At 65.0% G+C, this 12052-nt stretch carries 11 protein-coding genes and 1 pseudogene; 8 read left to right on the top strand and 4 right to left on the bottom strand.

Annotated elements, in window-relative coordinates:
* Positions 1-87: 87 nt before the first annotated feature.
* A complete protein-coding gene (locus tag ACIBW7_RS13285; RefSeq protein WP_397046487.1) occupies positions 88-1014 on the bottom strand; it encodes a PDR/VanB family oxidoreductase in 927 nt (308 codons plus the stop codon).
* 144 nt (positions 1015-1158) lie between these two features.
* Between ACIBW7_RS13285 and ACIBW7_RS13280 the strand changes: the two genes are divergently transcribed.
* The 8 genes from ACIBW7_RS13280 to ACIBW7_RS13245 are packed head-to-tail and all read left to right on the top strand — an operon-like array spanning position 1159 to position 8881.
* Entirely contained in the window at positions 1159-2316 is a 1158-nt protein-coding gene (locus ACIBW7_RS13280; protein ID WP_063046787.1) for an acyl-CoA dehydrogenase family protein, read from the top strand.
* A gap of 10 nt (positions 2317-2326) precedes the next feature.
* Entirely contained in the window at positions 2327-2851 is a 525-nt protein-coding gene (locus ACIBW7_RS13275) for a YiiD C-terminal domain-containing protein (RefSeq protein ID WP_397046486.1), read from the top strand.
* A complete protein-coding gene (locus ACIBW7_RS13270) occupies positions 2848-3741 on the top strand; it encodes an alpha/beta fold hydrolase (protein WP_397046485.1) in 894 nt (297 codons plus the stop codon). The genes ACIBW7_RS13275 and ACIBW7_RS13270 overlap by 4 nt, the downstream gene beginning before the upstream one ends.
* Positions 3742-3749: 8 nt before the next feature.
* On the top strand, positions 3750-4877 hold the full coding sequence (locus ACIBW7_RS13265; protein ID WP_397046484.1) for an ABC transporter ATP-binding protein: 1128 nt from the start codon (positions 3750-3752) through the stop codon (positions 4875-4877).
* A 38-nt stretch (positions 4878-4915) separates the two neighbouring features.
* On the top strand, positions 4916-6289 hold the full coding sequence (locus tag ACIBW7_RS13260; protein WP_397046483.1) for an ABC transporter substrate-binding protein: 1374 nt from the start codon (positions 4916-4918) through the stop codon (positions 6287-6289).
* Complete coding sequence (locus ACIBW7_RS13255) at positions 6286-7137, top strand: metallophosphoesterase (protein ID WP_397046482.1); 852 nt, start codon at positions 6286-6288, stop codon at positions 7135-7137. The genes ACIBW7_RS13260 and ACIBW7_RS13255 overlap by 4 nt, the downstream gene beginning before the upstream one ends.
* Positions 7138-8079: a carbohydrate ABC transporter permease gene (locus ACIBW7_RS13250; protein WP_397046481.1), complete on the top strand. Its 942-nt coding sequence runs from the start codon at positions 7138-7140 to the stop codon at positions 8077-8079. It abuts the gene before it with no gap.
* Positions 8069-8881, top strand: coding sequence for a carbohydrate ABC transporter permease (locus ACIBW7_RS13245; protein ID WP_397046480.1), 813 nt, complete (start codon positions 8069-8071; stop codon positions 8879-8881). Before ACIBW7_RS13250 ends, ACIBW7_RS13245 begins: the two co-directional genes overlap by 11 nt.
* Positions 8882-9034: 153 nt before the next feature.
* Here the strand turns inward: ACIBW7_RS13245 and ACIBW7_RS13240 are convergent, their stop codons facing one another.
* The 3 genes and pseudogenes from ACIBW7_RS13240 to ACIBW7_RS13230 all read right to left on the bottom strand — a co-directional run.
* The gene (locus ACIBW7_RS13240) at positions 9035-9847 is read right to left on the bottom strand and encodes an SDR family NAD(P)-dependent oxidoreductase (RefSeq protein WP_397046479.1); all 813 of its coding nucleotides are present in this window, start codon (positions 9845-9847) and stop codon (positions 9035-9037) included.
* A gap of 551 nt (positions 9848-10398) precedes the next feature.
* Positions 10399-11781: an MFS transporter gene (locus ACIBW7_RS13235; protein ID WP_397046478.1), complete on the bottom strand. Its 1383-nt coding sequence runs from the start codon at positions 11779-11781 to the stop codon at positions 10399-10401.
* A gap of 61 nt (positions 11782-11842) precedes the next feature.
* A pseudogene (locus ACIBW7_RS13230) lies at positions 11843-12052 on the bottom strand (hypothetical protein); the annotation flags it as partial.

Genomic DNA, 12052 nt, shown 5'->3' with positions numbered 1-12052 from the left:
TCTTTCCTCTCGATTTTCGGGGAGGTCGGGCGCGCGAGCGCGCCGCATGCCGGTCGCCGATAGCGCCGACAGCTCGGGGTTCGCCGGTCACAGGTCGAGGACGAGCACGTCCGATCTGGCCCGCGAAACGCACAGCATCATCGTGTTGCCGCAGGCCTGCTCTTCGGCCGTGAGCACCGAATCGCGGTGGTCGATATCGCCGGCGAGCACGGTGGTTTCGCAACTGCCGCAGGTGCCCTCGCGGCAGGAGGTGATGATGCCGAGTCCGGCGGCGTCGAGCACATCGGCAATGGACTCGTCCGCGCCGATGTGGAAGGTTGTTCCGCTACTGGCCAATCGGATCTCGAACGAGCCGCGCGCCGCGGTAACCGGTCGGGGCACGAAGCGTTCTACGAAAACAGCCGAATCGTGCAGAGCTCCTTCGCTTTCCACGGCCACGAGCAGTGGTTCGGGTCCGCAGCAGTAGATCGCGGAATCAGGGTGTTCGGCGACGATGTCGGCGATCGGCAGTAGTCCGTGCTCGTCCTGTGGCAGCAGTCGGGCCTGCGGGGAGCGCACGATCTCCTCGGCGAAGGCCATATGCGCGAGGGTCCGCCCGCCGTAGTACAGCTCCCACTCAGCGCCACCGGCCTGCGCGGCGGCCACCATCGGCAGGATCGGAGTGATTCCGATACCGCCCGCGATGAACACGTAACTTACCCGCTCGACGAGCTCGAAATTGTTGCGGGGAGCCGAAATACGCAGCTCCGAGTCCACCAGCGCCGTCCGGTACAGATATTCGGACCCGCCGCGCCCCTCCGGCTCGCGCAGCACCGCGATCCGCCAGTGCAGGCGATCCGCCGGATCACCGCAGAGCGAGTACTGCCGCACCCCGGCGGCGCCGACCGCCACGTCGATATGCGCGCCCGGCTCCCACGACGGCAGCTGCCCGCCCGCAACCGGGGTCAGCTCGAGCGAGAACACACCCTCGGCCTCGTCACGGCGGGCCGACACCCGTACCGGAATGTCCGTCATCTGGTCCCCTCGGCTATCTCGTCTTCGCGACTACCGTCGCCGAGGAACCGCCGATCCGCACCGGACGAATGCGCAGTCGATTCGCACAATCGACGTTGACTATCGACCCGACTCAGACGCCGCCCGCCCACCGAAACTGACGCCATGACCACTGTGGCGCATTTGGTGGACAAGACCACCCAGTTCATACGTGACCAGGTAATTCCAGTGGAACGCGAGGTCGTTGTCGACGGGCGCGTAATGGACGACGCGCTGCGGCTCGAATTACAGAAGAAGGCGAAAGAGGCGGGCGTATTCGGTCCGCTGTCCGCCCCGGAGTACGGCGGACTCGGCCTGGACACCAGGGCCCAGGCGCGCGTGCTGGAAGCAGCCGGAGCCAGTCTGCTCGGTCCGATCGCGGTGAACGCCTGGGCGCCCGATGACGGAAACATCCACCTGCTCGCCCACGTGGCCGATGCCGAACAGCAGCAGCGCTATCTGGCACCGCTGGCCGCCGGCGAGGTGCGTTCGGCTATCGCGATGACCGAACCGGCACCGGGCGCGGGATCCGATCCCGGCATGCTGCAGACCGTCGCCGAGGAGACCGACGACGGCTGGATCATCAACGGCGCCAAGCATTTCACCACCGGCGCGCAGGGCGCCGCGTTCACCATCTGTGTCGCGCAGACCAGTGACGGACCCACCATGTTCCTGGTGGACCAGGACAATCCGGGTCTGAAGGTCGGTCGCCGGATGCCGACGCTCGACCATTCCAGTGCGCCGGGCGGACACTGCGAGATCGCCTTCGTCGACTGTGCGGTGCCGGATTCCGCCGTGCTGGGCGCGGTCGGTCAGGGACTGGTACTGGCCCAGGTCCGGCTCGCGCCCTCGCGTCTGGTGTTCTGCATGAACTGGCTCGGGCTGGCCGTGCGTGCGCACCACCTCGCCATCGAACACATCAGCACCCGAAAGGCTTTCGGTGTGCCGATTGCCGATCACGGTCTGGCACAGGGGCTCGTCGCCGATAGCGAGATCGATATCGCCGCGGCCCGTGGCGTGATCCGCACGGCGGCCGAGACCATCGACGAGCAGGGGCCGACATCCTCGCAGGCGCGCCACGATGCGTCGATCGCGAAAACCTTTGTCTCCGAGGCAGTCTGGCGGGTGCTCGACCGGGCGGTTCAGCTGCACGGCGGACTCGGTGTCTGCGAGGACTATCTGGTCGCCCGATTCCTGGTGGAGGCCAGGGCCTTCCGCATCTATGAGGGGCCATCCGAGGTACTGCGCTGGTCCATCGCCCGTCGCGCACTGCGCAATCGCTGAAGGAGACAGAATGACAACGCGTGAAATCGTCGGATTCGCCGCCGCGTATCCCGAACTCGATTGCGATGCGGTCGATTACGAATATCTGCGGGCGGTATCGCAGGATATGGTGCCGTTCGGACGACACGTCGGCACGCTGATCACCGAGATCTCGCCGGAACGTGCGGTCGTGGAGATTCCCGCCGTGGACACCGTGCGCAACCACATGGGCACCGTGCATGCCGGTGCGCTGTTCACCGCCGCCGATATCGGTGGTGCGGCGGCCTTCGTCGGCGCGGCTGCCACTCGCCTGAACACCGTCGAGCGACTGGTGCTGCGCGCGGGCACAGCGTCCTATCGCAAACCGGCGGTCGGGCGGATCCGCGCCATCGCCACCGTCGACCAGCGTGAACTCGCCGAGGTACTGGCCGCCACCGCCTCGAACCGGTTCGAATTGTCCGGCAAGGCGGTGCTGCTCGACGACGCCGATGTGGTCGTCGCCAAATTCACCTTCGACTACATCTGCGATATCGCGATCACGGAGGTGGACCGGTGACCAGCGCCGCACCCCAGAAAAGTTCGGAATTCCAGACTTTGGAGTCGGCCACGGTATCGACCGCCGATGGCGTCGAATTCACCGTCCGCTTCCTGCCCGCCAAAAAGGCCGATGCGCCGGTGGTGCTGATCCTGCCTGCCATGGCGATGAAGGCGAAGAACTATCTGGCCCTCGCCAAAGAACTCAACGCCCAGGGGCTTTCGGTCGCCACCTGCGATCTGCGCGCGCACGGTGAGGCGAAGCCGGAATTCGGGCTGCACAGCGATTTCGGCTATCGCGAGATGCTGGAAATCGATCTGCCCGCGATAGTTTCCGCGGTGCGCACACGCTTTCCGGAGGCCCCGATCCACCTGTTCGGCCACAGCCTCGGCGGCCAGCTCGCGCTGCTGTTCGCCGCCGCCGAACCCGACCAGGTCGCCGGTGTGACGGTCATCGGGACCGGCACCGTGTTCTGGTGGGCGTTCGGACCGCGCCGCTGGTTCGAGGCACTGAGCCAGATCCAGTGGATCGGCTTGGTATCGCGCTGGAAGGGGCACTGGCCCGGTGGCGTGCTGATCCCCGCACCGATGCCCGGCCGGGTGATGCGGGACTGGTCGATGCACTCGCTGACCAGTTACTACCGCCCGAAAGGCACAGCACGGCAATACAACACACTGTTGCGCCAGATGACGGCGCCGGTGCTGGTCATCTCGCTGTCCGAGGATGTGCTCGGCCCGAAGTCCAATGTCGACTTCCTGGTCTCCCGGATGCCGAAGGCCCGGGTCACCCAGTGGCATATCGACGAGAATGCGCCGGTCGACCATCGTGACCACTTCCAGTGGGTCAAGGATGCACCGGCGATCGCGGCCCGGGTGGCGACCTGGGTCGTCGCGGGCGAGCTGCCGGTCTAGGAGATCTGGTGGCACGACTGCGCATCGAGCAGGTATCCAAGCACTTCGGCACGACCTATGCGGTGCGGGAGGTGAGCCTGGATATCGCCGACGGTGAGTTCATGGTGTTGCTCGGACCGAGCGGCTGCGGCAAATCCACCCTGCTGCGGATGATCGCGGGTCTGGAGGATCCGACCGGTGGCCGAATCCTGTTGGACGACACCGATATCACCTATCGGGCGCCGCAGCAGCGGGACCTGGCCATGGTGTTCCAGAGTTACGCGCTGTATCCGCATTTGACAGTGGCGAAGAATATCGGCTTTCCATTGCGGGCGCGGCGCACACCGCGCGCGAAAATCGCTACGCGGGTTGCAGAGGTGGCGGCAGCGCTCGGGTTGGACGAGTTGTTGCGCCGCAAGCCCGCCGCCTTGTCCGGCGGGCAGCGACAGCGAGTCGCCTTGGCCCGCGCCATGGTTCGCGATCCGGGTGCGTTCCTGATGGACGAGCCGTTGTCCAATCTGGATGCAAAATTGCGCAGCGCCACTCGGGCCGAATTGATTTCGCTGCATCGCGGGTTGGGAGCGACGTTCCTCTACGTCACCCACGACCAGGTCGAGGCAATGACCATGGCCGATCGGATCGCACTGCTCAATGACGGTCAGGTGGAGCAGGTCGGCGCCCCGACCGAACTCTATGACCGGCCACGCTCGACCTTCGTCGCCGGATTCCTCGGTGCCCCGCCGATGAATCTTTTCCCCGCGGTCGTCACCGAGCGCGACGGCCGCCTGTTCCTGGTGGCCGATGGCATAGACACCGAATTGGCCATAACCGCAGTCGATTTCGATGCCGACATCGAGGTCGTCGCCGGAATCCGCCCCGAACAACTGCGCATCGACTCGGCCGACCCCGCCATCCGCGGGCACGTGCGGATGGTCGAGAACCTCGGCAGTGAGGAACTGATCCACTTCAGTACCGGCGAGCAGACACTGTGCGCCCGCGCACCGCGCCCGGCCGGAGTGCGCGCCGACGAACCGATCGGGTTGCGCGTCGATCCCGCACACCTGCACCTTTTCCACCCCGAATCCGGACTGCGCCTGGCTTGGCAGGAGCCGCAACAGGATTCGGTAACCGATAGCGCCGTCGTCGCCGTCGCCTGATTCGTAACAACCACCCTTCATCGATGAGGAGAACCACCGTGAAACGCACCTTGCCCATATTGGGCCTGGTGTTCGCAACCACCGTCGCGCTCAGCGCTTGCGGCGGACTCGGGAGCACCACCACCGACTCGAATGCCGACACCGCCCAGATCCCGGAACTGAAGCCGGATCAGCAGGTGTCCATTGTGTTCGAGTCCTATAACTACGGACTCGCCGGCGCGTGGACCGACACCTTCAACGCGCTGATCGCCGATTTCAGCAAGAAGTACCCGAATATCAAGGTGACCGCGCAGAAGCCGCAGGGCAATAGCCCGAATCCGGCCACCGACACCATCTCCAGCATTCAGAACCAGATGGTCGCGGGCACCCCGCCGGATGTCGCGCAGCTCGGCTTCAGCGATCTGGACTACACCATCCACCAGCTCGGCGCCAAGCCGCTGGACACGCTGGTTTCCAAGCAGGAAGTGCAGCACAACTTCGACGGCGCCAAGTACCCGTACGCCCCGAAGGCGCGCACGCTCGCGGATTGGGACGGCCATACCTACGGTGTCCCGTTCGTATTCTCCACGCCCGTCCTGTATTTCAACGCCTCGCTGTTCAACGAGGCCGGACTCGATCCGGCCAAGCCGCCGGCCACCTGGCAGCAGGTCTCCGATGCGGCCGCCGCGATCACCGGCAAGACCGGGAAGGGCGGTGTGTACATCGATTGCCTGACCAAGACCGCCAAGGACTGGTGCTTCCAGTCGATGGTGCGCTCCAATGGCGGCCGGGTCATCTCCGAGGATCGCAAGGCGCTGTCGTTCGCGGACGCGCCCGCGGTAGAGGTCACCCAGATGAGCAAGCAGCTGGTCGATTCGGGCAGTATGCCGAAGTTCAACCAGAAGCAGGGCTATGAAGCGTTCGCGCGCGGTGAGATCGGCATGATCCTGGAGACCAGCGCGATCCAGGGCACCTTCGTCACCGGCGCCAAGGACAAGTGGGATCTGCGCGCGGCACCGATGCCGAGCTTCGGCAGCAAGCCGACCGTGCCGACGAATTCCGGTGCCTCGCTGCACATTCTGTCCAATGACCCGGCCAAGCAACGGGCGTCGTGGGAACTCATCAAATTCCTCACCAGTGAGGATGCCTACACCAAGATTTCGCAGGGCATCGGGTATCTGCCGCTGCGTACCGGTTTGATGGACGATCCGAACGGGCTGAAGACCTGGTCGGAGCAGAATCCCCTGCTGAAGCCGAATGTCGCGCAGCTGGCGATTATGGAGCCGTGGATCTCCATGCCGGGCACCAACTATCTGCAGATCCGGGACGGCATGATGGACGCGGTCGAGTCGATCGTGTTCCAGGGCAAGGATCCCCAGCCCACGTTGACCACCGCCCGGGAACAGGGCGCCAAACTCCTGCCCGCGTCATGAGCACGGTGACCGTCGTTCAGCTGACCGATACCCACATCCGGGCCACCGGGGAACGGGTACACGGCATGATCGACACCTACGCCAATCTCACCCAGGTGCTGCAGCAGCTGCGGGCCTCGCAGCAGCGCATCGACGCGCTGGTGTTGTCCGGGGATCTGACCGACAACGGGTCGCCGGAGGCATATCGGCGGCTGCGTGATGCGGTGGAGCCGGTAGCCGCCGAACTCGGCGCGCGGACGGTGTACACGATGGGCAATCACGACGAGCGCACGGCGTTCGGCATCGAGTTGCTCGGTCTGGATTCGGTCGACCCGGACGTCACCCACGACCAGGTGTTCGACATCGCCGGGCTCCGGATCATCGCGCTGGACAGCAGCACACCGCACAGGCACGACGGGCGGCTCGAGCCGGAACAGCTGGACTGGCTGACCGATCAGCTGCGCGAACCCGCACCGCACGGCACGCTGCTGGTGCTGCACCATCCGCCGATTCCGTCGCCGGTCGCCGCGACCGAATATCTGCGGCTCGAGCAGCCGGAGTTACTCGAGGAAGTGCTTGCGGGATCGGATGTGCGACTGATCATCTGCGGGCACAACCACCTGACGGGCGCGGGCGCGCTCGGCGGCATTCCGGTGTGGATCGGGCCCGCGCTGGCTTACCGAATCGATACGATCGCACCGCTCGGACGGCACCGGGGTCTGACCGGATTCGGCTACAGCCGGATCGATCTGCTCGGTACGACATTGGTGGCCACCGCGATCGAGGCGACGCCCGCCGAAACCGTCTACGACCGGGCCGAATCGGATGTGCTCGAGCAGTTGGCCGCACTGGCCGCCGAGGCCAGGTAGATGTTCGTAGTCGAAACACCCACTGCGGCACCGGATATCGTGCCGGTGCCGCAGACCCGCCGCCTCGCCCGGTTCCGCCGGGCGGGGCGGTTCGTGGTGCCCTACCTCTATCTCGCGCCTGCCCTGTTCCTGCTCGTGGTATGGATTTATCGGCCGCTGGTACAGGCATTCGAGTTGTCCACCTACTCGTGGAATCTCTTGCCGACCTCGCCGATGAAGCCAGTCGGGACCGGCAATTACGAACGGCTGGTGGAACTTCCGGCGTTCTGGGATTCGGTAGGGCGGACGGGGGTGCTGATTCTGGGCATGCTGCCGTTCACCGTTGTGCTGCCGGTGTTGATTGCATTGGCCAGCAGGCGGGTGCAGGGCCGGACTATCTACCACGCCTTCATATTCGTGCCGTTCCTGGTGGCTCCTGTTGCGGCAGCGGCGGTTTGGCGGTGGCTGTTGCATCCCGGCAGTGGCTTCGTCGACCAAGTGCTCGGCTCGGATCGCAACTGGGTGTACGACGCGGGCACCGCGCACGCCGTCATCATCGGGATCACCGGCTGGCAGCTGCTCGGTTTCGCGGTGCTGGTGGTGTGGGCCGGATTGGCCGGCATCAGCGGCGATTACGACGAGGCCGCGCAGGTGGACGGCGCGAGTTCGGGACAGATCCGGCGTTGGATCACCCTGCCGCTGCTCTCCCCAACGCTGCTGTTCCTGGTGCTGACCACCGTACTGCTCAGTCCCACACTGACCTTCCCGCTCATCGACTCGATGACACAGGGCGGGCCCGCACAGGCCACCACCAATATCTATTACCTGCTGTGGGACTACGCCTTCCACAGCTTCGATGCCGGACTCAGTGCGGCGGCCGGTGTGCTGCTGTTCGCCGGATTCGGTGTGATCGCCGGGATTCTGGTGTGGATCTCGGAAAGGGTTGCCTTCCATGATGATTGACCGTCTGCGGACCGCGGGCAGCCATCTGCTGCTCGCGGTCACCGCCGTGGTGTGCATATTCCCGATCTATTGGCTGTTCGCCACCTCGTTGCGGCGCCCCGAGGATGTCACCTCGCTCGCGCCGTTCCCCTGGCCGATCTCCTTCGCCAACTACACCGATGCCGCCGAAAAGGTCGATGTAGTCGGCTTGATCGGCAATACCTTCTTCGTCGCGGCACAGTCCGCGGCCGGACAGCTGCTGGTCGCGCTGCTGGCCTCCTACGCGTTCGCGATGTACACCTTCCCGTTCCAGCGGATCCTGTACCTCGCGTTCGTCGGCACCTGGCTGGTTCCGTTCCAGGTGACGATGCTGCCGAACTACGTGCTGCTCACCCGGCTCGGACTGGTCAACTCCCTGATCGGCGTGGTCCTGCCGACTCTGTGCTCGGCACTCGCGGTATTGCTACTGCGCCAGCACATGGCCGGCTTTCCGAAGGAACTCGTCGCCGCCGCCAAAATCGACGGCCGCTCCTCCTGGTCCATCCTCTGGACCGTCGTCGTCCCCAACCTCCGCCCCGCCCTCGCCGCCCTGGCCATCCTGCTGTTCATCAATGCCTGGAACGAATACTTCTGGCCCGCAGTCGTTCTCCGCCAATCCAATAGCGTGCTCCAACTGGGGTTGCGCAGTTTCATGGGCACCGAAGGTGATCAGTGGGGGCCGATGATGGCGCTGGCCAGCCTGGCCTGCCTGCCGGTGTTGCTGATGTACCTGTTGCTGCAGCGCCACATCGTCAACGCGTTCGTGCGGTCGGGGTTGAAGTAGCGAGATCCGGGGTCGACACCGCGGTGAAGAACGTCACGGCCCCGTGCATTCGTCCGGACGCTGGAGTGCGACGTCGACAGGGTGCCGACATCGGTCGAGGAGGTCACCAGAGATTTCTCCGGCAACCGGTCGGTCAGTCGTGCAAACCGGAACTCAGTCGACGAGTGCGCCGCCGGACAGATTGGCGATTGCTCCCGTCATGGCTCCAGCTCGATCGGAAGCCAAAAATGCGGCCGTCTCCGCTATTTCGGACAGCGTAGGCAGCCTTTTCAGCAGCGTCCCCTGCGCCATCGCCCCGCCTTCGAGCAATTCCTGGACCGACTGCCCCGCCGCTGCCGCGATTTGCTCGAAGAGGTCCTTGGTGTAGGAACCCGCTGCCGGCGCATCGACGACGGCGTGTGGACGGATGCCGATGACCCGGATGTTGCTGGGCGCCAGCTCCGCGGCCAGGTTCCGCGTGAAGGCTTCCTTGCCTGCCGCGCTCACGCTGTGCCCCAAGATGCCGCCTACAGCCAGTTTGGAACCCGGCTCGGACAAGGTCAGGATAACGCCAGGACGCTCGCGACCCATATGCCGCGCCACAGCCTTGCTCGTGATGAACAGCGTCCGCAGAAAGCCGTCGATCGGCCGCATGAACTCCTCGAGCGAGAGGTCCGCCAGCAAAGTCCCCTGGTCGTGCATGACACTCACGGCGTTGAGGGCGATGTCGATGTTGCCTGCGGTCGCCGCGACCGCATCGACGTGCTTTTCGACCGCCGGTTGATCGAAAACGTCAACTTGTGCGGTCTCGACTGTTCCGCCCGTGGCGGCGATATCACGCGCCACGGCGTCGAGCTTCGCCTGCGTCCGCCCGGCGATGAAGACCCGCGCGCCTTCCCGGGCGAATACCCGTGCGATAGCGCCGCCGATAGCGCCCCCGCCGCCATAGATCACAGCACTCTTGTCCGCGAGCAGCAATCCACTCATATCCGATCAGACTCCATTTCATCAAGTGCGACGTCGGCAGGGCGCCGACATCGGTCGAGGAGGTCTCCAGAGATCTCTTCCAGCAACCTGTCCGTCAGTCGTGGTGGCTCACGCTGGACTCCACTCCAGACCTCCAATAAGCAACCATCGGTTGCGTATTACTCTGCCAGGAGCATCAGAAACGCGCAACCTTTTGTTGCGCAGTAGTGGCGAGGCGCATTGCCGGCGCTGTGATGTGCAACCGGAGCCGGGAGACGGCGTTCCAGTCCTTCGACGCAACGTTCACGACCGGGGAACTGGCGGTAGACGGCACGGAAAGGCGGATGGTGTGACGGCGAGTTGGCCATTCACCAGCGCAGCCAGGGTCTGCGTAGATCCCACCGTTGCGGGATGTACTGAGCCACAGTGCATCTCACTCGCCTGCCGAGAAGCGGGCATCTGAGTCGACACCCGCCCTGGCGAGTTTCAGCCGTAAACGCGAGGCCTAGGGCGTCGGTTCGGGCTCGCCGGAACCAGGTCTGGGCCCAGTCCATGACGGGTGATCCTCGCACTCAGCCCTGGGCCACCGGCCGCTTCGGCAGGAGGAACACGACAATGCCCGCTATGACAGCGATTACGAACGTCCCGAGGGACGCGACGGCAAAGGCGTGGCCGGCGGCGGCGGCCCTGCCGACTTCCGCGGGATGGAACGAGCTGAAGTAGACCGCTCCGATAACGGCAACGCCTAGCGCTCCGCCACACTGCTGGGCCGTGGACAACGCCCCTGATGCGACACCGACCGACTGCGGCTCGACGCGGCTCAGCACCGTGTTGAGCGCCGGGGTGATAACCAGCCCGCCGCCGACGCTCTGCAGGATGAGGGTGGGGATCACGAGCAGCGGAGTGATCCGCGGGCCGGACACCAGCAAGAGGCCGGTCGCCAGGTAACCGCTCGCCAGGATGATCGCCCCGACCTCGAGGACACGTCGTCCATATTTCGGGATGATCCGGCTCGCGACCATGCTGAACACGAAGAACGCGGTGGCTGCCGGCGTGTAGACCAGGCCCGCGCCGAGCGCCGACATATCGAGGCCTTGCTGCAGCGTCACCGACAAGGCCAGGTAATACGAGTAGATCAGCGCGTACAGGGCGAGGACGAGAATGATCCCGAGCGAGAACGACCGCTGTCCGAACAGCGTCAGCGGTACCAGCGGATCCTCGCCCCGCTGTTCCAGGCCCCGCTCGATCGCGACGAACAAACCGAACGCGACCGCGCTGCCTGCGAAGCAAGCCCAGACCCACCATGGCCAGCCTGCCTGCTGCCCCTGGATCAGCGGGAGCACCAGGAGGAAGAGTGCCGCGCTGAGCGCCAGGACGCCGGGCACGTCCAGCTTGCGGGTAGCGGCTGAGCCTGTCTGCGGCACATATCGCACGGCGAGCAGGAACATGACAATTCCGATCGGCACGTTCACCCAGAACACCAGGCGCCAGCCGGAGTCGAACAGATCGGCGCCGATCAGCAGTCCGCCGACGACCTGTCCGCCGATGGTGGCCATACCCATGACGATGCCGACTACGCCGTATACGCTGTGCCGCTTCGCCTCCGGCACCAGCACCGTGACGTACGCGAACACCTGGGGAACCATCAGGGCGGCTCCTAGGCCCTGGATGACACGCGCGGCGATAAGGCTGCCCGCGGTCGGCGATAGCGCGCAAGCGACTGATGACAGCGTGAACAGGGCCACCCCGAGCAGGAAAATCCGCTTGCGGCCGTACAAGTCGGCCAGGCGAGTGGCGGTAATGATGAAGACCGCGTAACTGAGCTGATAACCCGCCAGAACCCACTGGACATCGCCGGCGGAGGCATGCAGGTCCGCCACGATCGAGGGGTCGGCGACCACGACGATGAACGAGTCGAGAACCGCCATGAACATCGCGGACAAGACAACCGACATCGTCATCCACGGGATGCCGTCAACCTCCGCGGCCACTACCGGCCGGCCAACTGATTGCCGACTACTTGCCACGGTACGAGACCCCCTTATTCGTGCGTCCCAGGGAGATAGCCAGCTTCTTGACCACCTCGGCCGCCATGACAGCCTGACCCGAGGTCGAGAAGTGGATACCATCCGCACTGAGCAGGTTGTCGCGGTCGTTGACCGGGTGATCCCACATGTCCACGACGATGGCGTCGTATTCGGAAGCCAGCCCGCGCACGATCTCGTT

The sequence above is a fragment of the Nocardia sp. NPDC049526 genome, assembly GCF_044465765.1.
In the GTDB taxonomy this organism is placed as follows: domain Bacteria; phylum Actinomycetota; class Actinomycetes; order Mycobacteriales; family Mycobacteriaceae; genus Nocardia.
This window is presented reverse-complemented; position numbering and strand designations above follow the sequence as displayed.